28 protein-coding genes are annotated in these 26,585 nt (G+C 63.2%); 13 read left to right on the forward strand and 15 right to left on the reverse strand.

Going from position 1 to position 26,585, the window contains the following annotated elements; genetic code table 11:
• Positions 1-80 precede the first annotated feature (80 nt).
• Positions 81-902 (forward strand): flagellar brake protein, encoded by an 822-nt coding sequence (locus H6X51_RS02100; RefSeq protein WP_185265867.1) that lies wholly within the window; start codon positions 81-83, stop codon positions 900-902.
• The gene (locus tag H6X51_RS02105) at positions 902-1,354 is read left to right on the forward strand and encodes a DUF192 domain-containing protein (RefSeq protein WP_185265868.1); all 453 of its coding nucleotides are present in this window, start codon (positions 902-904) and stop codon (positions 1,352-1,354) included. Before H6X51_RS02100 ends, H6X51_RS02105 begins: the two co-directional genes overlap by 1 nt.
• 9 nt (positions 1,355-1,363) lie before the next feature.
• Here the strand turns inward: H6X51_RS02105 and H6X51_RS02110 are convergent, their stop codons facing one another.
• The 11 genes from H6X51_RS02110 to H6X51_RS02160 form a co-directional block, all read right to left on the reverse strand.
• Positions 1,364-1,729 (reverse strand): NADH:ubiquinone oxidoreductase, encoded by a 366-nt coding sequence (locus H6X51_RS02110; RefSeq protein ID WP_185265869.1) that lies wholly within the window; start codon positions 1,727-1,729, stop codon positions 1,364-1,366.
• A gap of 29 nt (positions 1,730-1,758) precedes the next feature.
• Positions 1,759-2,724, reverse strand: coding sequence for a CobW family GTP-binding protein (locus H6X51_RS02115; protein ID WP_185265946.1), 966 nt, complete (start codon positions 2,722-2,724; stop codon positions 1,759-1,761).
• Positions 2,725-2,787: 63 nt separating this feature from the next.
• A complete protein-coding gene (locus tag H6X51_RS02120; protein ID WP_185265870.1) occupies positions 2,788-3,141 on the reverse strand; it encodes a DUF3301 domain-containing protein in 354 nt (117 codons plus the stop codon).
• Positions 3,134-3,832 carry a tRNA (N6-threonylcarbamoyladenosine(37)-N6)-methyltransferase TrmO gene (gene tsaA, locus H6X51_RS02125; RefSeq protein ID WP_185265871.1) on the reverse strand — a complete coding sequence of 233 codons (699 nt, stop codon included), beginning with the start codon at positions 3,830-3,832 and terminating at the stop codon, positions 3,134-3,136. The genes H6X51_RS02120 and tsaA overlap by 8 nt, the downstream gene beginning before the upstream one ends.
• 59 nt (positions 3,833-3,891) lie before the next feature.
• A complete protein-coding gene (locus tag H6X51_RS02130; protein ID WP_185265872.1) occupies positions 3,892-4,827 on the reverse strand; it encodes an alpha/beta hydrolase in 936 nt (311 codons plus the stop codon).
• Positions 4,828-4,916: 89 nt separating this feature from the next.
• Positions 4,917-5,441 (reverse strand): DUF3299 domain-containing protein, encoded by a 525-nt coding sequence (locus tag H6X51_RS02135; RefSeq protein WP_456237517.1) that lies wholly within the window; start codon positions 5,439-5,441, stop codon positions 4,917-4,919.
• Between the two features lie 2 nt (positions 5,442-5,443).
• On the reverse strand, positions 5,444-6,523 hold the full coding sequence (locus H6X51_RS02140) for a 5-(carboxyamino)imidazole ribonucleotide synthase (protein WP_185265874.1): 1,080 nt from the start codon (positions 6,521-6,523) through the stop codon (positions 5,444-5,446).
• 10 nt (positions 6,524-6,533) lie between these two features.
• Positions 6,534-7,025: a 5-(carboxyamino)imidazole ribonucleotide mutase gene (gene purE / locus H6X51_RS02145; RefSeq protein WP_185265875.1), complete on the reverse strand. Its 492-nt coding sequence runs from the start codon at positions 7,023-7,025 to the stop codon at positions 6,534-6,536.
• A 135-nt stretch (positions 7,026-7,160) separates the two neighbouring features.
• Complete coding sequence (locus H6X51_RS02150) at positions 7,161-7,850, reverse strand: carbonic anhydrase (RefSeq protein ID WP_185265876.1); 690 nt, start codon at positions 7,848-7,850, stop codon at positions 7,161-7,163.
• Positions 7,851-7,907: 57 nt separating this feature from the next.
• A complete protein-coding gene (oadA, locus tag H6X51_RS02155; protein ID WP_185265877.1) occupies positions 7,908-9,716 on the reverse strand; it encodes a sodium-extruding oxaloacetate decarboxylase subunit alpha in 1,809 nt (602 codons plus the stop codon).
• Between the two features lie 44 nt (positions 9,717-9,760).
• Positions 9,761-11,176, reverse strand: coding sequence for an acetyl-CoA carboxylase biotin carboxylase subunit (locus H6X51_RS02160; RefSeq protein ID WP_185265878.1), 1,416 nt, complete (start codon positions 11,174-11,176; stop codon positions 9,761-9,763).
• A gap of 137 nt (positions 11,177-11,313) precedes the next feature.
• Here H6X51_RS02160 and H6X51_RS02165 point away from each other — a divergent pair, with 137 nt between their 5' ends.
• From H6X51_RS02165 to H6X51_RS02175, 3 genes are all read left to right on the forward strand, one after another.
• Complete coding sequence (locus tag H6X51_RS02165) at positions 11,314-12,246, forward strand: LysR family transcriptional regulator (RefSeq protein ID WP_185265879.1); 933 nt, start codon at positions 11,314-11,316, stop codon at positions 12,244-12,246.
• A 388-nt stretch (positions 12,247-12,634) separates the two neighbouring features.
• The gene (locus tag H6X51_RS02170; protein ID WP_185265880.1) at positions 12,635-13,993 is read left to right on the forward strand and encodes a GntP family permease; all 1,359 of its coding nucleotides are present in this window, start codon (positions 12,635-12,637) and stop codon (positions 13,991-13,993) included.
• Positions 13,993-15,132, forward strand: coding sequence for a glycerate kinase (locus tag H6X51_RS02175; RefSeq protein ID WP_185265881.1), 1,140 nt, complete (start codon positions 13,993-13,995; stop codon positions 15,130-15,132). The genes H6X51_RS02170 and H6X51_RS02175 overlap by 1 nt, the downstream gene beginning before the upstream one ends.
• Positions 15,133-15,166: 34 nt before the next feature.
• On the opposite strand, the gene H6X51_RS02180 is transcribed toward H6X51_RS02175, so the two are convergent.
• Positions 15,167-15,364, reverse strand: a complete 198-nt coding sequence (locus tag H6X51_RS02180) for a PA3496 family putative envelope integrity protein (RefSeq protein ID WP_185265882.1) — start codon at positions 15,362-15,364, stop codon at positions 15,167-15,169.
• A gap of 223 nt (positions 15,365-15,587) precedes the next feature.
• Here H6X51_RS02180 and H6X51_RS02185 point away from each other — a divergent pair, with 223 nt between their 5' ends.
• A complete protein-coding gene (locus H6X51_RS02185; RefSeq protein WP_221627173.1) occupies positions 15,588-15,971 on the forward strand; it encodes a DUF6746 family protein in 384 nt (127 codons plus the stop codon).
• Positions 15,972-16,023: 52 nt separating this feature from the next.
• Here H6X51_RS02185 and H6X51_RS02190 read toward each other — a convergent pair whose 3' ends face one another.
• Positions 16,024-17,613 carry an ABC-F family ATPase gene (locus H6X51_RS02190; RefSeq protein WP_185265883.1) on the reverse strand — a complete coding sequence of 530 codons (1,590 nt, stop codon included), beginning with the start codon at positions 17,611-17,613 and terminating at the stop codon, positions 16,024-16,026.
• A 156-nt stretch (positions 17,614-17,769) separates the two neighbouring features.
• Here H6X51_RS02190 and H6X51_RS02195 point away from each other — a divergent pair, with 156 nt between their 5' ends.
• Entirely contained in the window at positions 17,770-17,991 is a 222-nt protein-coding gene (locus H6X51_RS02195) for an AbrB/MazE/SpoVT family DNA-binding domain-containing protein (RefSeq protein ID WP_185265884.1), read from the forward strand.
• A 10-nt stretch (positions 17,992-18,001) separates the two neighbouring features.
• On the forward strand, positions 18,002-18,427 hold the full coding sequence (locus H6X51_RS02200; RefSeq protein WP_185265885.1) for a type II toxin-antitoxin system death-on-curing family toxin: 426 nt from the start codon (positions 18,002-18,004) through the stop codon (positions 18,425-18,427).
• Between the two features lie 105 nt (positions 18,428-18,532).
• Here the strand turns inward: H6X51_RS02200 and H6X51_RS02205 are convergent, their stop codons facing one another.
• Positions 18,533-19,432, reverse strand: coding sequence for a LysR family transcriptional regulator (locus tag H6X51_RS02205; RefSeq protein ID WP_185265886.1), 900 nt, complete (start codon positions 19,430-19,432; stop codon positions 18,533-18,535).
• Between the two features lie 118 nt (positions 19,433-19,550).
• Here H6X51_RS02205 and H6X51_RS02210 point away from each other — a divergent pair, with 118 nt between their 5' ends.
• From H6X51_RS02210 to H6X51_RS02220, 3 genes are all read left to right on the forward strand, one after another.
• Entirely contained in the window at positions 19,551-20,366 is an 816-nt protein-coding gene (locus H6X51_RS02210) for a DODA-type extradiol aromatic ring-opening family dioxygenase (protein ID WP_235991202.1), read from the forward strand.
• Positions 20,367-20,393: 27 nt separating this feature from the next.
• Entirely contained in the window at positions 20,394-21,188 is a 795-nt protein-coding gene (locus H6X51_RS02215) for an SDR family NAD(P)-dependent oxidoreductase (RefSeq protein WP_185265888.1), read from the forward strand.
• Positions 21,189-21,332: 144 nt separating this feature from the next.
• On the forward strand, positions 21,333-21,854 hold the full coding sequence (locus H6X51_RS02220; protein WP_185265889.1) for a cytochrome b: 522 nt from the start codon (positions 21,333-21,335) through the stop codon (positions 21,852-21,854).
• Between the two features lie 71 nt (positions 21,855-21,925).
• On the opposite strand, the gene H6X51_RS02225 is transcribed toward H6X51_RS02220, so the two are convergent.
• The gene (locus tag H6X51_RS02225; protein WP_185265890.1) at positions 21,926-23,263 is read right to left on the reverse strand and encodes a hemolysin family protein; all 1,338 of its coding nucleotides are present in this window, start codon (positions 23,261-23,263) and stop codon (positions 21,926-21,928) included.
• Between the two features lie 193 nt (positions 23,264-23,456).
• Here H6X51_RS02225 and H6X51_RS02230 point away from each other — a divergent pair, with 193 nt between their 5' ends.
• Complete coding sequence (locus tag H6X51_RS02230; RefSeq protein ID WP_185265891.1) at positions 23,457-24,371, forward strand: DUF808 domain-containing protein; 915 nt, start codon at positions 23,457-23,459, stop codon at positions 24,369-24,371.
• 186 nt (positions 24,372-24,557) lie between these two features.
• On the forward strand, positions 24,558-26,480 hold the full coding sequence (locus H6X51_RS02235) for a methyl-accepting chemotaxis protein (protein ID WP_185265892.1): 1,923 nt from the start codon (positions 24,558-24,560) through the stop codon (positions 26,478-26,480).
• Positions 26,481-26,585 lie beyond the last annotated feature (105 nt).

Here is a 26,585-nt window from a genome sequence, read left to right on the forward strand (position 1 = left end):
CAGAGTGCTCTGTGTAATGGCATGGTGATATCGTGTCTGCTACATTGCCTGCACCACAGGCCCTGCGGAGAATACCTGGCGTGTCCCTGAAACGGCTCAACCCCAAAGATCTGGCGTTCGATGAACCCCTGCCCTGGGATCTGCTCGATGCCAGCGGCAAGTTGCTGTTGCGCCAGGGCCAGCGTATCGAGCAGGGTCCGGCATTGGCCAGGCTGTTCGAGCAGGGGCTGTATCGGCGCAGCGAGGCCCCGGCTGAGGCCCCGCCGCCGGTCAGCCTGTCGCAGATGCTGCTGTCGCCTGGCGACATGCTGCAATTGCAGTTGCCCGGTGCCGGCCAGGGCGAGCGCTACCAGGTGCGCATGATCGGTTATCATGCGCCGATCAGCCTGCTGGTTACCGCACCCAAGGTCAATGGGCGGCTGGTGTTCATCAAGGAGGGCCAGCGCTTTCTGGTACGCGGTTTTGTCGGCAAGGACGCGGTGGGCTACAGTACCCGGGTGCTGAAATCCAATCTGGCGCCGTTCGCCTATCTGCACCTGGCCTGGCCGGAAGAGGTCCAGACCATGCGTATTCGCAGTTCCGCGCGGGTGCCGGTGGATCTGGTCTGTGCGGTGACCCATGACAATTGGCAGAGCGCGGCGCGGATAGTCGACCTGAGCCCCGGTGGCGCACGTATGGTCTCGGTGCAACCGATTGCCGCCTCCGGCGAGGAGATCAGGCTGGCGTTTCGCATCAATCCCGGCGGTGCCGAGATCTATCTCAACCTGCAAGGCCTGGTGCGTACCATCGTCCAGGATGCCGATCAGGTCACCACCGGGGTCGAATTCGTCAATCTCGGGGAAGGGGACAGGTTGTACCTGAGCAACATGGTCTATCAGAATCTACTCAAGGAAAAACTTTGATGCTGGCACGCTGGATCATGGTGTTGTGCCTGGGGATGGTGCTGCCCTTGCAGGCACAGACGCTGGTGCAGGCCAGGCTGGCCGGCCAGTCCTATCAGCTGGAGCTGGTGGCCGACCCGGATAGTCGCCGGCAGGGTCTGATGGGGCGCAGTGAACTGGCACCCGGCACGGGCATGCTGTTCGATTTTCCCGAGGGTACCCGGCCGGCGATCTGGATGCGCAACATGCGGATTTCGCTGGATCTGCTGTTTGTCGACGAGAATGCCCGGCTGGTTCAGATATTTGCCGAGGTACCGCCCTGCGATGCACCGCCGTGCGTCATCTATGAGGCCGAACGGGCGCTGCGTTTCGTCATCGAAGTGCCACCGGGTACCGCCGCGCAACTCGGCCTGCAGACCGGCGACCAGCTCGATCTGGCCGACCGGCCATCCCTACCGCCCCCGCGCTACTGAACGGCGTGCTCAGGGCGTGCGCCACTGGCCCTGGCTGAACTGCTCGCAATAGGCCTGCAGCACCGGCTGGTCGCCGGGATCGCTGTAGTAGTGGATCGCCTGGCGGTAGCCGACCCCTTCACTCTGGGCATTGTCGCAAATGCCGTAGGCGCCCGCCGGGCATTGCTCCATGAAACTGACATCGAAGCTGCGTTCGGCAATCTGCGGCTGGCAGAAACTGTCCGCGAACAGCTGGGGTGGAATGTTGATGTTCTGCTGGCACAGGCGAATTGGCAACTGGTCGTCATTGGACTCGATCAGGCAGGCCGCCGGTAGCGCCGCGGTGCTGATTCCCAGCAGGATCAGCGCTGGCACCAGGTGTTTTGGATGCTTCATGAAGACAATCCCTGTAAAAGGCCATCACCTTAATCGTTCTGCAGCGCGGCCCGCAAGTCGTGCTCCAGCTGTGCGGCATCGGGCCGGTTGGTGCAGATCAACTCGATGCGGCTGTCCCGGCGCCAGGGGCTCGGTCGCCAGTCCATGGCCGCGCCGGGCAGGGCATTGAAGCTAAGCCAGCCGGCATCGGTATGCACTATGCCCTTGGCCCGCTGCCAGGCAAAGCGGCCCAGCCAGTGTTCCAGTCGTGCCCGCGAGAAACGCTGGGCCGGGTGCATCCGCCAGCCGAGACTGTAGGCGTCGTCCTGTTGCCCTGCCTGGCGCAGCCAATGGTCCTGCGAACGCCAGAGCGTCGGCATGGAGAGCGATGGAGCTGACGGCGGCAGGGTGGCGCCGGCGGTGGATACGGGGTGACCGGGCAGCGCCGCCAGTGGCAGCGCGCCATGCTCGCTCCAATGCAGTGGTATCCCGGGCAGCTTGTCGGCCAGCTGCTGGCGTTGCCGGCTATCGAGCCCGGCGGACTTGTTCATCAGCAGCAGGCCGGCCTGGGGCAGGGCCTCTTGCTGTGCTGCTGGCAGTTCTGCGCCGGCGGCCATGGCCGCGGCATCCAGCACCATGACCAGCGGCTGCAGGGCCAGCACGCCCTGCCAGGGTGGCGCCGCCAATTGCTGCAACAGCGCGGCAGGATGGCCCAGGCCCGAGGCTTCGATAAATATCCGCTGCGGTCGGGCCGCACGTAACAGCCGGCCGAGGCCTACCTGGAATGGTAGCCCATTGACGCAGCACAGGCAGCCACCGGCGACTTCCGCCAGTTGCACACCGGTTCCGCTGCCAGTATCCAGCAGTGCCGCGTCGATGCCGATCTGGCCGAACTCATTGATCAGCAGCGCCCAGCGTTCCTGCTGGGGCCGCTGCGCCAGCAGCTGACGCAGCAGACTGGTTTTGCCCGCGCCCAGCGAGCCGGCAAGCAAATGGGTGGGAATCTGTTGCAGCATGGGCATGGTTGTTCCACGTGGAACGAAAAGTAATATGAGTATCAGGGTTTAATAACTGACTGGCTATTGAAGATAATGCACGTTGTCCTGCGGCGGCTCGCCGGGAAACGGATGCGGAGCCAGTTCGATCTTCAACAGCGTATCGCCATGCAGCTCGACGAAGCCGGTATAGCGCCGCTCACCGGTCACGCTGAATTCGAAGCTGTAGCGGCGCTTGATTCCGGGTCGGCCATGCCGGCCACGACCCAGGCGCAGGCGGGTCAGGGCGACGCTCTCATCCAGCAACTGCACCCCGGCTTGCCGGCAATGCTGCCGGGCGATGCGCAGGGCGCGGTCGCGCAGACCGAGTCCGCGCCAGATCCAGGCACCGATACCGGCGGCGACCAGCATCAGCGCAACATGGCCCAGGTCAAGCATGGCGCTGCTCCACGGCTACCACCTCGATACGCTCGGGCTCGGGGTAACGCCAGTGCACATCGATATCCCAGAACTGCACACCATACTGGCGTGCCGCATCCGGTTGCTGATAGGCCGGCTTGGGGTCCTGCGCCAGGCACTGTTCGACCAGCGCGACTACCGGTTGCTGCAGGCGCTGGGCCTGCTGCTGGGCCTGCTGCAGTGCCGCCGGGGTCCAGCTCACCGGTAGTTGTGGCGGCGCGGCATCGGCCAGGCTGTTGTGCGCATCATCCAGCGCATCGGCATAGGGCACGTAGGGTTTGATATCCAGCACCGGTGTGCCATCCAGCAGGTCGATACCGGAGATGTACAGCCGTCCGGCCTCCATCGCATCGAGCCTGACCACCGACTGGCCGATGGGGTTGGGACGGTGCGTGGCGCGGCTGGCGAACACGCCGATACGCCGGTTGCCCCCCAGCCGTGGCGGACGTACCCGCAGGTGCTGCTGGCCATGGCCGGCAGCATGAAACACGAACAGCAGCCACAGGTGGCTGACACCTTCCAGGCCTGCCACGGCCTCGGCTTTGTCATAGGGGGGGAACAGCTCCAGTACACCGCTGGCCGCCGGTGCCAGCCGCGGTTGACGGGGTATGGCGAACTTCTCGGCAAAACAGGAATGCACCACGCCAATCGGCTCGAAGCTATAGGACATCAGGGTTGGCTTCCGTTTCAGCATCAGCCGCGTTGCTGCGGAGCACCGTAGGTGGCGTGCTAACGGTTCCGGATCAACGGCGGTATCGACTCAGGGTTATCCAGCAATACGAAGTGGCTGCCGTCAGGCACTTCGATGATCTGCAGGTTCTCCGCCTGCCGGGCGCTGTCGAGCATGGCCTCGCTGTCCAGCACACGATCCCCGCCCGGCACCAGCACCGCCCCACGGCGCACGTGGCGGTAGATATCCGCACCAGTGCTGCGCATCCACGCGGACAGGTCGTCGAGGTTGGTCATCAGCACCTCACTGGACTGTGCATTGAATGGCAGGGCCATGAGCAGCTCGCGCTTATACGGATCATGCAGTGGACCCCAGACCGGATTGGCCAGCAGCAGGCCCGGCTTGCGCTGCCATAGTAGATGAACCAGCGGCAGCAGCCAATGGGCAATCCGCGCGGGGGGCCGATACAGACGGCCCTGCGGCAGTACCGGTGCTTCCAGTATCACTTCCACCGGGATGAACAGCTCCGGTCGCTGGCGTGCCGCCTCCAGGGCGACCGCCGCACCGCGGGAGTGGCCATGCACGCGGATATTATCGCTGCTGACCAGATGCTCCATGGCCAGGTTCAGCACCTGTGCATCGCCGGCGATGGTACCGGCAGCTCCGCTCGGGCCGTCGGGCCAGGGCGCGGAGCGGTATTGGGGCGAACACAGCGGCAGGTGATAGCCGGCGCTGCCGATCATGATCAGCTCGATGCCCGGGTCCTGGTAATGGCGGGTGAAATACAGCGGGTTTTCCAGGAAGCCGTGCATGACCACCACACTGCAGTCCGGATTCTGCACCCGGCGGCGGATGATCCAGGCATCGCCGGTTCGATACACCTCGGCCGCCATGTCTATCTGCTGCCGGGCAGGTACCTTGCGTACCTGCAGCCAGCGCAGGACATACCACGCCCCCAGCAGAGTTATCCCCAGTGCGCCAATCAATTCTCCCATCACGCCCTCCGTTGCATGTCGTCAGGGCGCCGAGCTTAGCCCAACGCCCGTCGCAGAGCGCTCACCCGTGTGGGCGATAGGTGGACCGGCTATTCGCCCTGATACAACTGTACCTGCTCGGCCTGCATCCGATAGCTGGCATCGGCCAGCGCGTTGCTGGTCTGGTCGACCTGCAGCAGGCCGGTCAGCCACAGCGGCTGATAGATGTCCTTGATGGCGAAGCCGGCGGGATAATCGACCAGCACTATCTGGTTCGGTGGCGGTGGCGGCACATGGATACAGGCACCGGCGTAGGGCACCAGGAAGAAGCTGATATAGCGGCCGCGTTCATCGGTTTCCAGCGGCACCGGATAGCCGCCCAGCTGCACCTGCTTGTTGTGCATGGCCTCGACCACGCGGGTCGAGTACATCACCTCGGGCAGGTCACGGTCCTCGGCACGCAGGCTGCTGGTGAAGTCGCCCGGTAGCTCTTCGCCCCAGTCATGGCTGATTTCCGGCATGTCGAGCATGGCCTGGTAATCCTCCTCGGGCAGCAGGTCCAGCCAGTCCACCACCTGGGGCGCGGCCTGCAGCAGCAGGGGGCAGAGCAGCGTGGCGGCCAGCAGCAGGCGCAGCATCAGTCGATCAGCGCCTGAACTTCGGCGATACGTGACTGCAGCACCGCCGCATCGGCACAGCGCAGGGTGGCGTGGCCGACCTTGCGCCCGGGCTTGAAGGCCTTGCCGTAGTGATGCAGGTGGCATTCGGCAATCGCCGTGACCCTGGCTACCGGGGGAATCTCGCCGATGAAGTTGAGCATGGCGCTCTCGCCGACCTTGGCAGTGGAACCCAGCGGCAGTCCGACGATGGCGCGCAGATGGTTCTCGAACTGGCTGCACTCGGCACCTTCGATGGTCCAGTGCCCGGAGTTGTGCACCCGCGGGGCGATCTCGTTGGCCTTCAGACCGCCATCGACCTCGAAGAACTCGAAGGCCAGCACGCCGACATAATTGAGTCGGTCCAGCACCCGTCCGGCGTAGTTTTCCGCCTGGGCCTGCAGTGCATGGCCGCTGCTGGCCACCGACAGGCGCAGGATGCCCTGCTCGTGGGTGTTGTGGACCAGCGGGTAGAAGCGGGTATCGCCATCGCGGCCGCGCACGGCGATCAGCGAGACTTCGCCGGTGAAGGGCACAAAGCCTTCGAGGATGCACGGTACGCTGCCCAGCTCGGCAAAGGCGCCGGTCACATCCTCGGCCTGGCGCAGCACTTTCTGGCCCTTGCCGTCGTAGCCGAGGGTGCGGGTTTTCATCACCGCTGGCAGGCCGATGGCTTGCACGGCAGCCTCCAGGTCGGCCTGGGACTGGATATCGGCGAACGCCGGAGTGGGAATGCCCAGCTCCTGGAACATGGACTTCTCGAACCAGCGGTCGCGGGCGATACGCAGCGATTCGGCATTGGGAAATACCGGTACGTACTGCTCCAGGAAGGCCACGGTTTCTGCCGGCACGCTCTCGAACTCGAAGGTCACCACGTCGGCATCCTCGGCCAGGCGCCGCAGCTGCTCGCGGTCGTCGTAGTCGGCGCACAGATGCTCGCCCAAGGCGGCGGCGCAGGCGTCGGTGGCCGGGTCGAGAAAGGCGAAGCGCTGTCCCAGCGGGGTGCCGGCCAGGGCCAGCATGCGTCCGAGTTGTCCAGCGCCGATGATGCCGATTTTCATGATCGCTCCCTCAAGCCTGACGTGGGTCCGGGTTATCCAGCACGGTGTCGGTCTGCTGCGTGCGGAAGTCTTTCAGCGCCTGATGATACTGCGGATGCTTGGCGCCGAGGATGCTGGCGGCCAGCAGCGCGGCATTCACCGCGCCGGCCTTGCCGATGGCCAGGGTGGCGACCGGTACGCCGGCTGGCATCTGCACGATCGACAGCAGCGAATCGACGCCCGACAGCATGGATGACTGCACCGGCACGCCGAGCACCGGCAGGTGGGTCTTGGCCGCGCACATGCCTGGCAGATGCGCCGCGCCACCGGCACCGGCGATGATCACCTCGATGCCACGCTGCTCGGCCTGGGCTGCGTAGTCGAACAGCAGATCCGGCGTGCGGTGGGCGGAGACCACCTTGACTTCATGGGGAATGCCCAGCTGCTCCAGCATGTCGGCCGTATGGCTCAGGGTCGACCAGTCGGACTTGGAGCCCATGATCACGCCAACCAGTGCGGTCATTTTCGTGCCTCTTGATGACTGAAAGTAAAGAGCCACGCGGCATGGCGTGGCTCAAGATGTACTGCAGGCCAGTGGCCGGAAACGCGCGATTATAACCTAAAGTGCCCGCGGGGCCATCCCGGCACCGACAGACCGTCAGTAACGCGGCTTGGGCGTGGCCATCGGCAGTGGGCCGTCGCCGATGCGGCGGAACTCGCCCTTCTCGGTGTCGTAGGCGCGGATCTGGCTGGTTTCGATATCGTATACCCAGCCATGGATGAACAGGTCACCGCGTGCCAGCCGTGATGCCACCGATGGGTGGGTCGCCAGGTGACCGAGCTGGGCTACCACGTTCTCCTCGGTGAGTACGCCGAGGGTGTCCCGGTGCCCATCGCACTTGCAGTTTTCCTCGACCACGATCTTGGCCACTTCTGAGTGCTGCAACCAGGAGCGGACGGTGGGCATGTTGCGCAGCTGTTCAGGGTTGAGTACTGCCTTCATGGCGCCGCAGTCCGAGTGTCCGCAGATGATGATGTGCTTGACGCCGAGGGCGACTACCGCATATTCGATGGCGGTGGATACGCCGCCGAGCATCTGGCCGTAGGGCGGCACCACGTTACCGACGTTGCGGGTGACGAACAGGTCGCCGGGGGAACTCTGGGTGATCAGTTCCGGCACCACGCGCGAATCCGCACAGGTGATGAACATCGCCTTGGGGGTCTGTTCGAAGGCCAGTTTCTTGAACAGCTCTTCCTGCTGGGGATAAACCTCCTCATGAAAGTGCCGGTAGCCATCCACGATCTGCATGATGGCATCATCGGTACTTTTCAGCTTCTTGTAGGGCATGGGATATACGCTCGCTGGTTCGGGTTATCGGGGGAGCCGCCCGGCTCCCCACTTTGTTCAGGCTTCGATCTCGATCAGAATCTCCCCTGGATTGACGCGATCACCCTTGGCCACATGTACGGCCTTGACGGTGCCGTCGATGCCAGCCTGGATCTCGCTTTCCATCTTCATCGCTTCGCTGACCAGTACCGCCTGGCCGGCCTTGACCTGATCGCCTTCGGCCACCAGCACATCGACCACGTTGCCCGGCATGCTGGTGGTGACGTGGCCCGGCTGGGTAGCGCGCTGCCGCGCCTTGCCGCCCGCGCCGCCGACGAATTGATTGAGCTCCTCGAGAACGACTTCTTCCGGCATGCCATCCACACTCAGGTAGAAGTGGCGGGTACCGTCACCTTTGACGCCCACACCGGTGATATCGATACGGTAACTTTCGCCATGTACGTCGATCATGAACTCGGTGGCCACACCCTCGGCAGCGGCGGGACGATTGTCGCCATCGGGGATCGGCAGCAACACTTCCGGCTCCAGGGTGCCGGCGGCGCGTTCCTCGAGGAACTTGCGGCCGATATCCGGGAACATGGCGAAGGTCAGTACATCCTCTTCGCTCTTGGCCAGGTTGCCGATTTCGTTGCGCAGGCGATCCATCTCCGGCTTGAGCAGATCCGCTGGACGTACGTCGATGACATCCTCGTCACCGATGCCGCGCACCTGCAGTTCCGGGTTGATGGTGCCCGGCGCCTGGCCGTAGCGACCCTGCAGGTACAGCTTTACCTCGTTGGTGATGGTCTTGTAGCGCTCGCCGGCCAGCACGTTGAACACCGCCTGGGTGCCGACGATCTGCGAGGTCGGGGTGACCAGCGGCGGGTAGCCGAGGTCCTCGCGCACCCGCGGGATCTCGTCGAACACATCCTGGATGCGGTTCAGCGCGCCCTGCTCCTTCAACTGGTTGGCCAGGTTGGACATCATGCCGCCCGGTACCTGGTTGACCTGTACCCGGGTGTCCACGCCGGTGAACGGGCTTTCGAACTGATGGTACTTCTTGCGTACTTCATGGAAGTACATGCTGATGTCCTGGATCAGTTCCAGGTCCAGGCCGGTGTCGTAGGGCGTGCCCTTGAGCGCGGCGACCATGGACTCGGTGCCCGGGTGGCTGGTACCCCAGGCCATGGAGCCGATGGCGGTGTCGATGTTGTCGGCGCCGCACTCGATGGCCTTGAGCTGGCACATGGCGGCCAGGCCGGCGGTGTCGTGCGAGTGGATGAACACCGGCAGGCTGGTGGCGGCCTTCAGCGCCTGGACCAGTTCACCGGTGGCGAACGGGGTCAGCAGGCCGGCCATGTCCTTGATCGCCAGCGAGTCCACTCCCATGGCTTCCAGGGTCTTGGCCTGCTCGACGAACAGCTCGACGGTATGCACCGGGCTGGTGGTATAGCAGATGGTGCCCTGGGCATGCTTGCCGGCGGCCTTGACCGCGGAGATCGCGGTGCGCAGGTTGCGCACGTCGTTCATCGCATCGAAGATGCGGAACACGTCGATGCCGTTGACCGCGGCCTTGGCGACGAAGGCGCGGACCACGTCATCGCTGTAGTGACGGTAGCCGAGCAGGTTCTGGCCGCGCAGCAGCATCTGCAGGCGGGTGTTGGGCAGCGCGGCGCGCAGCTTGCGCAGGCGCTCCCAGGGATCTTCCTTGAGAAAGCGCACGCAGCTGTCGAAGGTGGCGCCGCCCCAGACTTCCAGTGACCAGTAGCCAACCTGGTCCAGCTTCGGGCAGATCGGCAGCATGTCTTCGGTACGCATGCGGGTGGCCAGCAGTGACTGGTGGGCATCGCGCAGGATGGTATCGGTTACGTTGATTTTCTTGCTCATGGTGCATTCCTCATCAGCGGCAGGCGTCTGGCCTGCGGCTCAAATCAAAGTCCGGCGTAGGCGGCGATGGCGCCCGCGATCGCCAGGGCCAGGGCCTCGGGCTTGTTCTTGGTCGAATAATCGGTCAGCTCGGGGTGGGTATCGACGAAGCTGGTGTCGAACACGCCACTGCGGAAATCCGGGTTCTTCAGGATCTCCTGGTAGTACAGTTCGGTGGTCTTCACCCCGTGCAGGTGCATGTCGTCCAGCGCCCGGTAGCCACGGTCCATGGCGTCTTCCCAGTTGTTGGCCCAGACGATCAGCTTCAGGCACATGGAATCGTAGTAGGGCGGAATGGTGTAACCGGTATAGATCGCCGTATCCACCCGTACCCCCGGACCGCCCGGTGCGTAATAGCGGGTGATCTTGCCGAACGACGGCAGGAAGTCGTTCTTCGGGTCCTCGGCGTTGATGCGGAACTGGATGGCGTAGCCGCGGTGCTCGATATCCTCCTGCTTCATCGACAGCGGCAGGCCGGAGGCGATGCGGATCTGCTCGCGGACGATGTCGATCCCGGTGATCTGCTCGGTGATGGTATGTTCCACCTGCACCCGGGTATTCATCTCCATGAAGTAGACTTCGTTGTCGGCCAGCAGGAATTCCACGGTGCCGGCGTTCTCGTAGCCCACTGCCTGCGCCGCGCGCACCGCCAGGTCACCGATATAGGCACGCTGCTCGGGAGTCAGCTGCGGGCTGGGGGCGATCTCGATCAGCTTCTGGTTACGCCGCTGGATCGAGCAGTCGCGCTCGAACAGGTGCACGGTATTGCCGAAGCTGTCGGCCAGGACCTGCGCTTCGATGTGCTTGGGATTGACGATGCACTTTTCCAGGAACACGTCGGCGCTGCCGAAGGCCTTGGTCGCCTCGGAAATCACCCGTGGCCAGGCCTGTTCCAGCTCTTCCTTGTTGTTGCAGCGGCGGATACCACGTCCGCCACCACCGGAGGTGGCCTTGAGCATGACCGGATAACCGACCCGCTCGGCCTCGCTCAGCGCCTGCTCCAGGTTCTCCAGGTTGCCCTCGGTACCCGGCGTCACCGGTACCCCGGCGGCGATCATGCTGCGGCGCGCTTCGGTCTTGTCGCCCATGCGCGCGATCACCTCGGCGGAAGGGCCGATGAACTTGATCCCGCGTTCGCTGCAGATGCGCGCCAGCTCGGCGTTTTCCGACAGGAAGCCGTAGCCGGGGTGCAGCGCATCGCAGCCGGTTTCCACCGCCAGGTTGACCAGTTGGCGGGCATTCAGGTAACCGGCCAGCGGATCGCTGCCGACGTTGTAGGACTCATCTGCACGTTTGACGTGCAGTGCATAACGGTCCGCATCCGAATGGATGGCCACCGAGCGAATGCCCATTTCCGCGCAGGCGCGGACAATGCGCACGGCAATCTCGCCGCGGTTGGCAATCAGGATTTTCTTGATCACAGCCCTTTCCTCTGTTGGGTGATCGGAGGTGAGTCAAACATACAACCGCAGCATGAATGATTAAAAATGAATAATTATTGGATTAGCCATAAGGAATAACTAATATGTAAGGAGTTCATCATCAGCGGTGGAAGAAAATGCGTAAGGAATTGCAGCGCATGACGCTGCGTCAGCTGCAGGTATTTCGCAGCCTGTGCACCAATCTGTCCTACAGCCGCACCGCCGAGGAAATGGCCCTGACCCAGCCAGCGGTAAGCCTGCAGATGCGCCAGTTGGAAGAGCTGGTGGGCCAGCCGCTGTTCGAGTACGTCGGCCGCAAGCTGTACCTGACCGATGCCGCCACCAGCCTGCTGGCAGCCAGCGGCGATATCTTCAACCGCCTGGAAATCCTCGACATGCAGCTGTCCGCGCTGCAGGGCACGCTGCACGGCGAGCTGCGCCTGGCGGTGGCCAGCAGCATCCAGTACCTGACCCCGCACCTGCTGGCAGCGTTTCGCCAGCGTTATCCCCAGGTCAGCTTCCGGCTGGAGGTCAGCACCCGCTCCGAGGTGATCCGCCGGCTGCGCGACAATCTCGATGACGTGGTGCTGATGGGCATGGTGCCCGCGGACCGGGCGCTGGACTTCTTTCCATTCCTGAACAATCCGGTGATCGCCGTGGCAGCGCCGGATCACCCCCTGGTCGGGCGCCAGAAGCTCAGCCTGGCTGAACTGGAGTCACATATGGTGCTGTTACGGGAAGTCGGCTCGGGAGTGCGCAAGGCCTGCGACGAGTTCTTCCAGCAGAAGCGCGTGCACCTGCAGCAGGTGATGCAGATGGGTTCGGGCGAGACCGTGGTGCAATCGGCGATCGCCGGCCTGGGTATCGGCCTGGTCTCGGCCCACAGCGCCTCGGCCTGGCTGCACAACGGACAACTGGCGCGCCTGGATTTCACCGACTTGCCGCTGTTTCGCAGCTGGTGCGCGGTGCATGCCCGGGGCAAGCGGCTGAGCCCGGTGGCCGAGGCGTTCCTGGGCTTCCTGCGTGAGGAGCGGGCGTTGATCAAACAGCTGGCGGAGCCTTTTAGCTAGGGGCTGCCCCGTTCATTTGCAAGCTACTTCATTGGTCCCAAGGCTCCGTCATCCTGCGCTTTACCTCGTCATCCTTCGCTTCACCTCGTCATCTTTCGTTTCTCCCCCTCGTCATCCTTCGCCTTCGCGAAGGATGACGAGGTAGGGGGCAAGGATGACGAGGGAGAGAGCAATGCTGCATTTTTTCAGCTCAACTCTATTAGCGGGTGGCAAAGTCTTGAGTGAACAGCATTACGGCCTTCGTTGAGGATAACGGTGTAGAGAGTTTAAAAAAGGGTGCCGGTCCCCAGGCTGCCTAATTCACCAGGCTTCCTAACAGTTTCGAAGCGGCTATGCTTGAATGGTCCATTAGCTGCAACGCCCTCCCTCTGACATAGGAAACTCGATAATGAGTCTGGTCCTGATCCTGGTCGCGCTGATTGTCTTTATCGTGCTGGCGACCACCAAGCTCAAGCTGCACCCGTTTCTCGCCCTGCTCGCCGCCGCGCTGCTGGCCGGCTTCGCCTATCAGTTGCCGCCACTGGAAATAGGTGGGCACATTGCCCGGGGCTTTGGCGGCATTCTCGGCGGGATCGGCATAGTGATCGCCTTCGGCACCATCATCGGGGTGATCCTGGAGCGCAGCGGCGCGGCCATCACCATGGCCGAGACGGTGATCCGCCTGCTCGGGGAGCGCTTTCCCACGCTGACGGTATCGATCATCGGCTATCTGGTATCGATCCCGGTATTCTGTGATTCGGGTTACGTGATTCTCAACTCGCTGAAGAACGCCCTGGCGGCGCGCATGAAGGTCTCGGTGGTGGCGATGAGCGTGGCGCTGGCGACCGGCCTGTACGCCACCCACACCTTCGTGCCGCCGACCCCCGGGCCGATCGCCGCCGCCGGCAACCTGGGGCTGGAATCCAGCCTCGGACTGGTGATCCTGGTCGGCCTGGTGGTGTCCTTCGTCACCGCCATGGCCGGACTGTTCTGGGCCAACCGCTTCATCGGCAAGGATATCGAACTGGAGGATGATGGCGCGCCGCTGATGGACAGCGACAGCTACCAGGCCATACGCGACAGCTATGGTGAGCTGCCCAGTCCGGCCAAGGCCTTTGCGCCTATCTTCGTGCCGATCCTGCTGATCTGCCTGGGTACCATTGCCGCCTTGCCAGCCCGCCCGCTGGGGGAAGGCTGGCTGTATACGCTGGTTGCGTTCTTCGGTCAGCCGGTGTTCGCGCTGGCTGTCGGTCTGGTACTGGCCTGCACCCTGCTCAGCTCCAACGGCAAGCGTCAGGAGTTCCATGACCGGGTCGCCGAAGGCATAGTGGCGTCTGCTCCCATCCTGCTGATCACCGGTGCCGGTGGCGCCTTTGGTGCGGTGCTGACGGTGACCCCGCTGGGCGACTATCTGGGCGAGACGCTGTCTGCGCTGGGCATCGGTCTGTTCATGCCGTTCCTGGTCGCCGCCGCGTTGAAGACCGCGCAGGGCTCGACCACGGTATCGCTGGTTACCACCTCGGCGATGGTTGCGCCTCTGCTCGGCCAACTGGGTCTGGACAGCGAAATGGGCCGGGTGCTGACAGTGATGGCGATCGGTGCCGGCGGCATGACGGTATCGCATGCCAATGACAGCTTCTTCTGGGTCGTCACCCAGTTCAGCCGCATGAAGGTCGCCACCGCCTACCAAGCGCAGACCGTCGCCACGCTGATCCAGGGTATCGTCGGCATCATCACCGTGTGGCTGCTGAGCCTGGTGCTGCTGTGATGAAACTGGTTATCGCCCCCGACTCGTTCAAGGAAAGCCTCAGCGCCGAGCAGGTGGCCAGCGCCATCGCCGGTGGCTGGCGCAGCGTCTATCCACAGGCCGACATCCACCTATGCCCGATGGCCGATGGCGGTGAGGGCACAGTGGATGCCGTGCTGGCCGCTACCGGTGGCGAGCGCCGCGAGCTGAGCGTGCGCGGCCCGTTGGGCCAACCTGTGCAGGCGCACTGGGGCTGGTTGGAAAATGGTCAGGCAGTGATCGAGATGGCTGCCGCCAGCGGGCTGCACTGGGTCGAACCGGCCCAGCGCGATGCCTGCATCACCACCAGCTACGGCACCGGCGAACTGATCCTGGCGGCGCTGGATGCGGGCGCCCGGCGCATCATTCTCGGTATCGGTGGCAGTGCCACCAACGATGGTGGTGCCGGGGTACTGGAAGCGCTGGGCGCGCGGCTGCTGGATGGCCAGGGCCAGCCGCTGGCGGCCGGTGGTGCGGCGCTGGCCAGCCTGCAGCGCATCGAACTGGATGGCCTGGACCCGCGCCTGGCGCAGGTCGAGGTGCTGGTGGCTGCGGATGTGGATAACCCACTGTGTGGCCCGCGCGGTGCCTCCCATGTGTTCGGTCCGCAGAAAGGTGCCAGCGTCGCGCAGGTCGAGCAGCTGGACCGCGCACTGGGGCATTACGCCGACGTCGTGGCCGCTGCGCTGGGCGAGGATGTGCGCGATGTGCCGGGTGTCGGCGCTGCCGGCGGCCTGGGCTTTGCTGCCAGGGCGGTACTGGGTGCGCGTTTCCGGCCAGGGATCGAACTGGTGGCGGAACTGTCTGGATTGGCGCAGGCGGTCCAGGGGGCCGACCTGGTGATCACCGGTGAAGGGCGCCTGGACGGCCAGAGCCTGCACGGCAAGACGCCGGTGGGGGTGGCGCGCATCGCCCAGGCTGCCGGCGTGCCAGTGATCGCCCTGGCCGGCAGCCTGGGCGAGGGCTATCAGCGGTTGTACGAGGCCGGCATCGACGCAGCCTTCAGTCTTGCACCAGGGCCGGTCACGCTGGAGCAGGCCATGCGTGATGCCCATGTCCAGTTGCAATCTCGGGCGGCGGATATCGCCCGGCTATGGCGACTGGCGGCCCGCCGCAGGTAATCGTTGGCGGCTGGCCTGATCCGTTCAGCTTGACTCAGAGAGCGGGCCGCGCCAGTTCGCCGCGCCGGCCCAGCAGTTCCGGGAAGTCGCCCAGCTGGGCGTTCAGTGCCTGGGCCTCGCGGTAGTCCTCGATCGCCCGGCGGTAGGCCATGCGTCGTTTATCTTCCTGCCGCCGGCGCTCGTTGCGTACGCTTTTTGCGGATTCACCTGCAAAGTCTGGATCAAAAGCCATGCTGCAGCCTCCCGAAACAATGGACGTGATAGGGCACATCCATCATGCGCCGCTGCAGGTGACCGGCTGATGACAGTATTACGGCGCTTTTGCGTCAAGACCCGCTGGGCAGTGCGGCGCTCTGTCACAGGGCATGCTGCTGGCAATTATTGCGAATCATTATCACCAAGAGTATGGTCTGGACTGTTTCGCCCTTCCCGGGCCCTGCCAAGGAGAATCAAGCATGCAGACTTCACTTCGCCTGTTCGCCGGTATCATCGCCCTCAGCCTGAGCGCGGCGGGATGGGCGCAGCCCCAGGGCGAGCGTCCCGCCCACTCCAAGGGTGAGCCGGCCGATACCCTGCAGCAGGCGGTCACCAATCTGAGTGAGTACAACGACAAGCTGGAAGCCTTGTTGGTCAAGGATGAGCTGACGGTGATGGACATGCATGAAGTGCACATGCTGACCTACACCCTGGAGAATGCCCTGGAGAAAATCCAGGCGGATCTGGTCGAGGTCGCCGAGGTGCTGGAAGAAGTGCACGTCGCGTCGGAGACCGGCCAGCCGCAGGTGGTGAAGGAAAAAGGACAGGTCTATCTGCAGACCACCCGTACTCTGGTGAAGTAACCAGCGTCGAGTTCCCTCTCGACACCGGCCTCATCTGCAGCCAGCGGTTGCTTCAGACCAGCACACCCTGGCTGCGCAGATAGTCGTCATAGCTGCCGTTGAAGTCGGTCACGCTATCGGCCGACAGCTCGATGATGCGGGTGGCCAGCGAGCTGACGAACTCCCGGTCGTGGCTGACGAAAATCAGTGTGCCGGGGTAGTTTTCCAGTGCCAGGTTCAGCGCTTCGATGGACTCCATGTCCAGGTGGTTGGTCGGCTCGTCCATCAACATGACGTTGGCGCGCTTGAGGATCAGCTTGCCGAACAGCATGCGGCCTTGCTCGCCACCGGAAATCACCTTCACCGACTTGGCAATGTCGTCGTTGGAGAACAGCATGCGCCCCAGGGTGCCACGCACCAGTTGTTCACCGCCCTGGGTCCACTGTGCCATCCACTCGAACAGGGTGCAGTCGTATTTGAAATCATCCGCGTGATCCTGGGCGAAGTAGCCGATATCGGCGCTTTCGGCCCACTTCACCTCGCCGCTCATGGGCGGCATCTCCGCGACCAGGGTGCGCAGCAGGGTGGTCTTGCCGATGCCGTTGGGGCCGATGATGGCGACGCGCTCACCGGCTTCGATCTGCAGTGACAGGTTCTTGAACAGCGGCTGGCCGTCATAACCCTGGCTCACCTTGTCCAGCGTTACCGCCTGACGATGCAGTTTCTTGTGCTGCTCGAAGCGGATGAAGGGGCTGACCCGGCTGGACGGCTTGACCTCCTCCAGCTGGATCTTGTCGATCTGCCGCGCACGGCTGGTGGCCTGCTTGGCCTTGGAGGCATTGGCCGAGAAGCGGCTGACGAACTGCTGCAGTTCGGCGATCTGCGCCTTCTTCTTGGCGTTGTCCGACAGCAGGCGCTCGCGGGCCTGGGTGGCGGCGGTCATGTATTCGTCATAGTTGCCGGGGAACAGGCGCAGTTCGCCGTAATCCAGGTCCGCCATGTGCGTGCATACGCTGTTGAGGAAGTGGCGATCGTGGGAAATGATGATCATGGTGCTGCTGCGGGTCTTGAGGATGTCCTCCAGCCAGCGGATGGTATTGATGTCCAGGTGGTTGGTCGGCTCATCGAGAAGCAGCACCTCGGGATCGGAGAACAGCGCCTGCGCCAGCAGCACGCGCAGCTTCCAGCCGGGGGCGACCTCGCTCATCGGGCCGAAGTGCTGCTCCAGCGGGATGCCCAGCCCCAGCAGCAGTTCGCCGGCACGGGACTCGGCGGTATAGCCATCCATCTCGGCGAACTCGGTTTCCAGCTCGGCCACCGCCATGCCGTCCTCTTCGCTCATTTCCACCAGTGAATAGATGCGATCACGCTCGGCCTTGACCTTCCACAGCTGTTCATGGCCCATGATCACGGTATCGATCACGCTGAAGTCCTCGTAGGCGAACTGGTTCTGGCGCAGTTTGCCGAGGCGGGTGTTGGGCTCCAGCATCACCTGTCCGGCGGAGGGCTCCAGCTCGCCACCGAGAATCTTCATGAAGGTCGACTTGCCGCAACCATTGGCGCCGATCAGGCCGTAGCGGTTGCCGTTGCCGAACTTGACGGACACGTTTTCGAACAGCGGCTTGGCGCCGAACTGCATGGTTATGTTGGCGGTGGAGATCAAGAAGGTACCCTGCGCAGTGAATGAAGGAGGTTGCCTGGGGCGGCGCATTGTACTGGCTATGCCGGATCAGGCATAGCGGCACTGATCGGGTTGGCTGCTTGTATTTTGATCAATATGGTTATATCTTTTGTTATAACTCATGCATGGAGACCTCCTATGAAACTCAAGATCACCGGTATCGGTAATTCCGCCGGCGTCATCCTGCCCAAGGAAATCCTCGCCCGCCTGCGGTTGGAAAAGGGCGACGAACTCTACGTGCTGGAAACCCCGGATGGCATAAAGCTCACCACCTTTGACCCGACGCTGGCGGAGCAGATGGCGGTGGCTGACAAGGTCATGCGCAAACGGCGCAACCTGTTGCACAAACTGGCGCAGTGAGGACCGAGACATGGTCGTCTGGATCACCAAGATACTTACCCTGGCCATTCACGACCGGCAGTTGGCCGAACATGGCGGTAGCAGCGGCGTGCGCGATGAGGGTTTGCTCGACTCGGCGCTGGCCCGACCGCAGCAACTCTTCGCTTACGGCGAGCCACCACCGGATCTCGCCGATCTGGCGGCCAGTCTGGCCCATGGCCTGGCGCGTAATCACCCGTTTGTCGACGGCAACAAGCGTGCTGCCGCTGTCATGTGCGAGGTATTTATTGAGCTCAATGACGGGCATCTGGTGGCTGATGATGTTGAACTCTATCCGCAGTACATCGGCCTGGCCGAAGGCTCCATCAGCGAAACCGAATTTGCCAGCTGGCTGCGTGAACGCATTGTGATCGACCGGCCGGACGAGTTGCAGGAGTCCGCTGCAACCTACCGCTGACAGCCGGTTGGTCGGTTGCCGTCGAGCAGGGGCTCGACAGCCCGTTGGGAGGTGTAGCACCGCCGGTCCGTGTTCGGCTGCTACGCCTGCATTCTCGTCGCCCGGTCAGGGTGGCGTCCTGGCAAATACCTCAGCCAGATAATCGATCATCACCCGTACCTTGGCCGGCGGCCGGCGATCCGGGGGGTAGAGCACATGAATGCCGCCCAGCTCGATCACCGGCTTGTCCAGCTCCAGCGCCACCAGCTCGCCCCGTGCCAGTGCCTCGCCGACGATGAAGTGCGGCTGGTAGATGATGCCCTGGCCGGCCACCGCCGCGGCCAGCAGGGCATCACCGTTATTGGCCAGCAGATCACCGTTGATGGGTACGCGCAGCTCGCCCTGGGTACCGAACGCCCATTGCTTGCTGTCCTGCATCGCTGACAGCGTATAGCTCAGACAATTGTGCTGTGCCAGCTCGCCGACCGTGCGCGGTACGCCACGGCGATCCAGATAGGCCGGTGCGGCACAGACCAGCATGCAGCTGTTGCCGAGCTGGCGGGTCTGCAGTGGGCTGTCGGCCAGCCGGCCGATGCGGATAGCCAGGTCCCAGCTGCCGGCGATCAGGTCCAGCTGAGCGTCGCTCAGCCCCAGTTCGATCTTGACCTCCGGATGCCGGTGGCTGAATTCCGGGATCAGCGGCGCAATGAAACGCGTGCCGAAGGACAATGGCACGTTCATGCGCAACAGGCCGGTGGCCTTGATCCGCTGCGAGGTGGCGGCGGCTTCGGCCTCGTCGATTTCCGGCAGGATGCGCTGGCAGGCTTCCAGATAATTGCTGCCCGCTTCGGTCAGGCTGAGCTGGCGGGTGGTGCGGTGGAACAGCTTGACCCCGAGCCGGGCCTCCAGCGCGTTGACATGCTTGGTCGCCATCGCCGGCGACATGCCCAGATGCCGGGCTGCGGCGGACAGACTGCCTGCACTGGCGGCGCGGACAAACACCCGCATACTGGTTACTCGATCCATGCGTCTGCTCCCATGCATTTCCTACTTATAGTATGAAGTCCTGGTTCATTCTAGCCGGTTCTCAGCGTCTGGGGAGGGAGCGATACTGTCGACCATGCAGATGAGTGAGGTATTTCCCATGCACAACGATCAGGATCAACGACAACCGGTGCTGTTCATTCCCCATGGTGGCGGCCCGTGCTTCTTCATGGACTGGAATCCGGCCGATACCTGGCTGGGCATGGGTAACTTTCTCAAGAATGTCGCAGCGACCCTGCCCCGGCGCCCCAGCGCCATAGTGCTGGTATCGGCGCACTGGCTGGAGCCGCAGTTCAGTATCACCGGGCATGCTCGTCCGGAGCTGATCTACGATTACTACGGCTTCCCGGCACACACCTATGAACTGACCTACCCGGCACCCGGCCAGCCGCAGCTGGCGCAGCGGGTGACCGAGCTGCTGGGCAGCGAAGGGTTGCCGGCGCGGGTGGAACCCGAGCGGGGTTTCGACCACGGCATGTTCATCCCGCTGAAACTGATGTTTCCGGGGGCGGACATTCCGGTGATCCAGTTGTCCCTGCGCCGGGACCTGGACCCGGCGGCGCACATCGAAGCCGGCCGTGCGCTGACGGCGCTGCGCGACGAGAACGTGCTGATCATCGGTAGCGGCATGAGTTTCCATAACATGCGCGCCTATGGCGACAGCCGGTTCTCAGCCATTTCCGATGAGTTCGATAAGTGGCTGACCAATGCCGTGCAAAGCGCAGCGCCGGAACGGGCGCGCCTGCTGGCCGAATGGCAACAGGCTCCCCATGCCCAACTTTGCCACCCTCCGGGGGGCGAGGAGCATCTGATTCCCTTGCTGGTCGCTGCCGGTGCCGGCGAACGATCGCCAGGCCGGAGGATTTATTCGGAACGGGTCATGCAGACCACAATTTCAGCATATCGCTTCGATTGATAACCGAAGCCAGAGGAGAGCAATATCATGATTATCGATCTCACAGGCAAAACCGCCGTCGTTACCGGCTCCACTGGTGGTATCGGGCTGGCTATCGCCATCGGCCTGGCCAAGGCCGGTGCCGAAGTGACCGTAGTGGGGCGCGACCAGGCAAGGGTCGATACCGCAGTGGCCGAGGTCCGCGAAGCCACCGGCAAGGACAACGCCCGTGGCGTGGCCTGTGATGCAGGCACTGCTGCTGGTTGCCAGGCGTTGATCGCCGCGCAACCGGAGGCCGATATCCTGGTCAATAACCTCGGCATCTATGGCGCCCGGGAGTTCTTCGATATTGATGACGCGCTGTGGGAAGAGTTCTTCCAGGTCAACATCATGAGCGGTGTGCGCCTGGCCCGGCATTACGCCAAGGGCATGCGCGAGCGCGGCTGGGGGCGTATCCAGTTCATTTCCAGCGAGTCGGCATTGAACATCCCCACAGAGATGGTGCACTACGGCGTCAGCAAGACTGCGCTGCAGGGCCTGTCCCGTGGTCTGGCCAAGGTGTTGGCAGGCACTGGCGTTACGGTCAACAGCATACTGCCGGGGCCGACCCGCACCGAGGGCGCCATCCAGATGATGGCTGATCTGGCCGCCGAGCGCGGGGTATCCACCGAGGAAATGGAAGCACTGTTCCTCAAGGAAAACCGCCCTTCGACCCTGCTGCAACGTTTTGCCAGCCCCGAGGAAGTGGCCAACCTCTGCGTCTACGCCGCGTCGCCCCAGGCCAGCGCCACCACCGGCTCGGCATTGCGTGTGGAGGGTGGGATCGTCGAGAGCATTGCCTGACGGCCCTGCCCTTGCACACATTCAGACACAAAGAGCGGAGCGCTGGGTGATCCGCTTGTGCAAGCATGATCAGCACCCAGGAGCTGGTCATAGAATGGCAACAACCGTGATTGAAACTGATGGATTTGTGAGAAGGAGCAGGACATGAATGATTCCAAAGAACGCTACGGTGGTATTACCCGGTTTTTCCACTGGGGCATGGGGCTGCTGATCGTCTGGCAGTTCCTGAAATTCTTCGACCGTATCAATGATGGCGAGCACTGGGTTGGACAGAACCTGGTGTCGTGGCACATCTCCATAGGCTCACTGCTGCTGGTGCTGATCGTGCTGCGCATCATCTGGGCGGCCAGCCAGAAGAACAACCGCCCGGAACAGGACCCGGCCACCGCGTTTCTGGTCAAGGCGGGCCATGGCCTGCTGTATCTCGGCATGCTGCTGCTGCCGATCACCGGTCTGATGATCATGATCGGTAACGGTTATGGCTGGAATCCGTTCGGCCTGGGCCTGGTCGCCCGGGGGGGCGATGAGATCGGCTGGATGGCGACCCTCGGTAGCGTGCATTCGCTGATCGCCTGGTCGCTGCTGATCCTGGTGGTCGGCCACGTGGGCATTGCCCTGCTGCACCACTTCGTGAAGAAGGACGGCGTGCTGCGGCGCATGCTCTGATCGACTTCAACGCTTGAATGGTTTGGCTGCGCCCCCTGCCCGGGGGCGCATTGCATTGCGGAGCGGTATGTTCAGGGTACTGACGGGCCTGGTTCGCGCGCTTGCGCCGCCTCGGTCAGGCTGACCGGCGCCCGCGTGGCCAGCACCTGGTCGATGCGGTAGCTGTCCACATCCACCACCTCGAAGGTATAGCCGCCCCAGGTCACGCTATCGGTACGGCGTGGCACGCGGCGCAGCATGGTCATCAGAAAGCCGGCGATGGTTTCGTAGCCTTCCTCATGGGGAATGTGTTCTATCTCCAGGGCCCGGCGTACGTCCTGGATCGGGGTGATGCCATCGATCAGCCAGGAGTTGTCGTCCCGGCGCACTATCTGTTCCTCATACCATGGCGGTACCAGATCGCCCATCACGATGCTCATCACATCGTTCACCGTGATCAACCCCACCACCAGGCTGTACTCGTTGACGATCAGCGCGAAATCCTCGCCGGCCAGGCGGAACTGCTTGAGCAGCTCCGCCAGGGTCAGGCGATCCGGTACCACCAGCGGCTTGTGCAGCAGTGCCGGGTCGCCGAGGGAGATCGGCTCGTTGTGCAGCACCCGCTTGAACAGGTCCTTCATCGATACGTAGCCGATGATGTGGTCGATATCGCCATCGCACACCGGATAGCTGGAATGAGGCGTGTCGGCGATACGTGAACGGATCAGCGCATCGGAATCATCCACCAGGAAATAGACGATCTCGTCACGGTTGCTCATCGCGCTGGGCAGGGTGCGGGTGTCCAGTTCGAAGATGTTCTCGATGGCCTGCTGTTCGCCCGGCGCCAGCAGGCCAGAGCGGGCTCCGGCCTCGGTCATGGCCAGAATGTCCTCGGGGGTGATGCTGTCATCGCGCCGGGTCGGCAGGTGCAGCAGCCTGATCAGGGCGTTGACCAGCCGGGAATAGAACCACACCAGCGGGCGCAGCATGATGGCGAGCAGGCGCATGGGACCCACCGAAAACATCGCCAGCTGTTCCGGAACGGCCATGGCCACCTGTTTGGGTATCAGGTCGGTGGCGATGATGAATACCGAGGTCAGGACGATGAACGACAGGGTAAAGCCCAGGGTCGTGGCCATACCGGGTTCCAGCACCAGGGCCAGCAACTGGGTGAACAGCGGGGTGAGGAAACCCTCGCCGACGATCCCGCCGAGAATGGCCAGGCCATTGGTGGCGATCTGCACCACCGTCAGGTAGTTGCCCGGCTTCTTCTGTACCGAGATCACCTGCAGGGCGGCGGCACTGCCGCTGTCGGCCAGCTTGCGCAGTTTCAGGGGGCGTGATGCGGCCAGGGCTATTTCGGCGAGGGCAAAGAAGGCGCCGAGCACTATGATCACGGCGAGTAATGAAAGACTTTGAGTGAAGCTCATAAAGTGTGTGCAGTGGTGGATAACGAAGGGAGATTAGCACGGGCGCTGCCGCACAATGGCTGCCAGCATGCCGGGAAGTTGTCTTGCAGGCAAATAATATGCCGCTGTGGCTGGCCGGGCTCGGCACGCAGGTCAATACTACTGACACGCCCGGTCAGCGGCGCTACTCAACCTTCCGACGAGGTACCCCGACTTGGCTTCCAGTTTGCTCGCACTGCTCGATGATATTGCCACCCTGCTCGATGATGTTTCGCTGATGACCAAGGTGGCGGCGAAGAAGACCGCTGGCGTGCTGGGTGATGACCTGGCGCTCAATGCCCAGCAGGTCACCGGGGTCAAGGCCGACCGGGAGCTGCCGGTGGTCTGGGCGGTGGCCAAGGGCTCGTTTCGCAACAAGCTGATCCTGGTGCCGGCGGCGTTGCTGATCAGCGCCTTCATCCCCTGGCTGATCACCCCGCTGCTGATGTGCGGTGGCGCGTTTCTCTGCTACGAGGGCTTCGAAAAGCTCGCCCACCGCTTCCTGCACGATGATACCGAGCGCCGCCAGCAGAAGCTCGAGGCCCTGTCCAACCCGTCGATCGATATCGTCGCCTACGAGAAGGAGAAGATCAGCGGGGCGGTGCGTACCGACTTCATCCTGTCTGCGGAAATCATCGCCATCACCCTGGGTACCGTTGCCGCGGTCACCTTCACTACCCAGGTGCTGGTGCTGGCGACCATCGCCGTGGCGGTGACCATCGGCGTATATGGTCTGGTGGCCGGCATCGTCAAGCTCGATGACCTGGGCCTGGCGCTGCACCAGCGCGACAGCGCCACGGCCCAGCGCGTCGGCAACGGCCTGCTGTGGCTGGCGCCCTGGCTGATGAAGACCCTGTCCATCGTCGGCACCGCCGCCATGTTCATGGTCGGCGGCGGGATTCTCACCCACGGTTTCCATGCCATAGGTCACTGGATCGAGGACACCGCCGAGCATACCCTGGCGCTGCCCTGGATCGGCTCGGTGCTGGGCGGGCTGGCGCCGACGCTGATGTCCGCGGCGTTCGGCATTCTGGCGGGTGGCCTGATCTTCGCCCTGATGACGGTGGGCGGCAAAGTGTTCAGAAAGTAGGCATACCAGCTTCTGCCCGGCTGGCCGGGCAGCCATGTCATTTGTCTGGCGTCTATTTTCCGTCGGGCGCTAAAGTTCTCCAGATACCGGCCGACACGGGGGGCCTGCGGGACCACAGGCTCAATAAAAACAACTCATTCAGCAAACCGAAAAGGTCCGGGAATCAATCTTGAATGGAAGTTTTTAATGAAAAGCTGGTTCGCAAATATAGCTATCAACAGGAAGCTTGGGCTGGGTTTTGGCTCGGTACTGCTGTTCACACTGATCCTGGCATGGAACGGTTGGGGTAGCCTCGGCAGCGTTATCCAGCGCAGCGGCTTCATGACCGAGATCGCCCATCTGAATGACACCCTCACCGGGCTGCGTATTGCCCGGTTGCAATTCATGCTGGCAAGGGGCGATGAGATCTCCAGTGAGCGTCTGGAAAAGAATCTGGCGACCTATCTTGCCCAACAGGCGAAGCTGCAGACCGTCTTCCTCGACCCGGCCCACCTGGCCATGCTCGCGGAGCAGAGCCAGTTCAACGAGGAGTACCAGCGGTCGCTGGGCAAGATGCGCAAGGCGTATGTGGAGATGAACGCCGCCCATGCAGCGGTGGATGCGGTGGTGGCAACGCTGGAGGAACGGACTGCGGCCATCCATGCGCGGGTAAGCCAGCTGCCAGAGTACGACGAGTCACGTTTTGCCCAGTTGCAGGGCATTGCCCGGATCCGCGAGCAACTGCAGCGGGTGCAGTACCTGTACAGCGTCTATGACGCCAACGGTACTGCACACAACGGCGAGGCGATGCTGGCACAGCTGGACGCCGCTTTGGCTGCGGTGGCCCGCTATCGCGGTGTGCTCGCACAAACCCACGGCAACGACCTGCAGATGATCGAGACCGCGCTTGAGCAGTATCGCCCGGCGATCCACGGCTTTCGCAGCGCAACCGACGCCATTGCCCTGGCGCGCCAGGAAATGACCGATGTACAGGGCGAGATCGTCCGCATCAGCGATGTCCTGTACCGCGAGCAGCTGCAGCGGCTGGACCGGGATAGTGCCCAGGCGCGTACCCGTCTGATCCTCAGCACCTTGCTGGCGCTGTTGCTGGGTGTTCTGGCCGCCTGGTTGATCACCCGCCAGATCACCCGTCCGCTGCGCGATACCCTGGCCGATGTCCAGCGCATCGCTTCAGGCGACCTGACCCCGAGGCCGGCGGTGACTCGTCGCGACGAACTGGGTGTGTTGCAGCAGGGCATTCTGCAAATGGGGCTCACGTTGCGGGAGTTGATCGGGGGCATCCGCGATGGCGTGACCCAGATCAGCAGTGCGGCCGAGGAACTGTCCGCCGTGACCGAGCAGACCAGTGCCGGGGTGAACAGCCAGAAGATCGAGACCGATCAGGTCGCTACCGCCATGCATGAGATGTCGGCCACCGTGCATGATGTGGCACGTAATGCCGAACAGGCGGCAGTTGCGGCGACCGAGGCCGACAATGAAGCGCGTGCCGGAGACAGTATCGTCGCCGAGGTCGTGGTACAGATAGAACGACTGGCCTCGGAAGTCAGCCGCTCGACAGATGCGATGACCATGCTGCAGGGTGAAAGCGACAAGATCGGCAGCGTCATGGGCGTGATCAGGGCCGTGGCGGAGCAGACCAACCTGCTGGCACTGAACGCCGCCATCGAAGCGGCCCGGGCCGGGGAAGCCGGACGCGGGTTTGCCGTCGTCGCAGACGAAGTACGCGGTCTTGCCCAGCGCACCCAGAAATCCACTGAGGAAATCGAAGGGCTGGTGGCTGGCTTGCAGAGCGGTACCAAGCAGGTCGCGACATTCATGGCGAGCAGCCGGGAGCTGACCGACAGCAGCGTGGAACTGACCCGCAGGGCCGGTGGATCGTTGGCCAACATCACCCGCACCGTTTCGACCATCCAGTCGATGAACCAGCAGATCGCCGCCGCCGCCGAGCAGCAGAGCGCCGTGGCCGAGGAGATCAGCCGCAGCGTGCTGAATGTGCGGGATGTATCCGAGCAGACAGCGGCGGCCAGCAACGAGACCGCGGCATCCAGTGTCGAGCTGGCGCGTCTGGGCAATCAGCTGCAGATGATGGTCAGCCGGTTCAGTCTGTAGCCCGCCTGGTGGCACCGGAGCTGCGACCCGGCAAGGGGAGCAGCTCGAACAAACCCTGAACGACCGGCCATCTTCTCTGTCGCATGCTTAGGTGAACCCATTGCA

The sequence above is a fragment of the Halopseudomonas xiamenensis genome (genome assembly GCF_014219065.1).
GTDB lineage: Bacteria > Pseudomonadota > Gammaproteobacteria > Pseudomonadales > Pseudomonadaceae > Halopseudomonas > Halopseudomonas xiamenensis.

Excerpts from the sequence above, each read along its gene's own strand:
- H6X51_RS02105 (WP_185265868.1), top strand. The coding sequence starts at position 902 with ATGCTGGCACGCTGGATCATGGTGTTGTGCCTGGGGATGGTGCTGCCC.
- H6X51_RS02110 (WP_185265869.1), bottom strand. The coding sequence starts at position 1,729 with ATGAAGCATCCAAAACACCTGGTGCCAGCGCTGATCCTGCTGGGAATC.
- H6X51_RS02115 (WP_185265946.1), bottom strand. The coding sequence starts at position 2,724 with ATGCTGCAACAGATTCCCACCCATTTGCTTGCCGGCTCGCTGGGCGCG.
- H6X51_RS02120 (WP_185265870.1), bottom strand. The coding sequence starts at position 3,141 with ATGCTTGACCTGGGCCATGTTGCGCTGATGCTGGTCGCCGCCGGTATC.
- tsaA (WP_185265871.1), bottom strand. The coding sequence starts at position 3,832 with ATGTCCTATAGCTTCGAGCCGATTGGCGTGGTGCATTCCTGTTTTGCC.
- H6X51_RS02130 (WP_185265872.1), bottom strand. The coding sequence starts at position 4,827 with ATGGGAGAATTGATTGGCGCACTGGGGATAACTCTGCTGGGGGCGTGG.
- H6X51_RS02140 (WP_185265874.1), bottom strand. The coding sequence starts at position 6,523 with ATGAAAATCGGCATCATCGGCGCTGGACAACTCGGACGCATGCTGGCC.
- purE (WP_185265875.1), bottom strand. The coding sequence starts at position 7,025 with ATGACCGCACTGGTTGGCGTGATCATGGGCTCCAAGTCCGACTGGTCG.
- H6X51_RS02150 (WP_185265876.1), bottom strand. The coding sequence starts at position 7,850 with ATGCCCTACAAGAAGCTGAAAAGTACCGATGATGCCATCATGCAGATC.
- oadA (WP_185265877.1), bottom strand. The coding sequence starts at position 9,716 with ATGAGCAAGAAAATCAACGTAACCGATACCATCCTGCGCGATGCCCAC.
- H6X51_RS02165 (WP_185265879.1), top strand. The coding sequence starts at position 11,314 with ATGCGTAAGGAATTGCAGCGCATGACGCTGCGTCAGCTGCAGGTATTT.
- H6X51_RS02170 (WP_185265880.1), top strand. The coding sequence starts at position 12,635 with ATGAGTCTGGTCCTGATCCTGGTCGCGCTGATTGTCTTTATCGTGCTG.
- H6X51_RS02175 (WP_185265881.1), top strand. The coding sequence starts at position 13,993 with ATGAAACTGGTTATCGCCCCCGACTCGTTCAAGGAAAGCCTCAGCGCC.
- H6X51_RS02180 (WP_185265882.1), bottom strand. The coding sequence starts at position 15,364 with ATGGCTTTTGATCCAGACTTTGCAGGTGAATCCGCAAAAAGCGTACGC.
- H6X51_RS02185 (WP_221627173.1), top strand. The coding sequence starts at position 15,588 with ATGCAGACTTCACTTCGCCTGTTCGCCGGTATCATCGCCCTCAGCCTG.
- H6X51_RS02195 (WP_185265884.1), top strand. The coding sequence starts at position 17,770 with ATGAAACTCAAGATCACCGGTATCGGTAATTCCGCCGGCGTCATCCTG.
- H6X51_RS02200 (WP_185265885.1), top strand. The coding sequence starts at position 18,002 with ATGGTCGTCTGGATCACCAAGATACTTACCCTGGCCATTCACGACCGG.
- H6X51_RS02205 (WP_185265886.1), bottom strand. The coding sequence starts at position 19,432 with ATGGATCGAGTAACCAGTATGCGGGTGTTTGTCCGCGCCGCCAGTGCA.
- H6X51_RS02210 (WP_235991202.1), top strand. The coding sequence starts at position 19,551 with ATGCACAACGATCAGGATCAACGACAACCGGTGCTGTTCATTCCCCAT.
- H6X51_RS02215 (WP_185265888.1), top strand. The coding sequence starts at position 20,394 with ATGATTATCGATCTCACAGGCAAAACCGCCGTCGTTACCGGCTCCACT.
- H6X51_RS02220 (WP_185265889.1), top strand. The coding sequence starts at position 21,333 with ATGAATGATTCCAAAGAACGCTACGGTGGTATTACCCGGTTTTTCCAC.
- H6X51_RS02225 (WP_185265890.1), bottom strand. The coding sequence starts at position 23,263 with ATGAGCTTCACTCAAAGTCTTTCATTACTCGCCGTGATCATAGTGCTC.
- H6X51_RS02235 (WP_185265892.1), top strand. The coding sequence starts at position 24,558 with ATGAAAAGCTGGTTCGCAAATATAGCTATCAACAGGAAGCTTGGGCTG.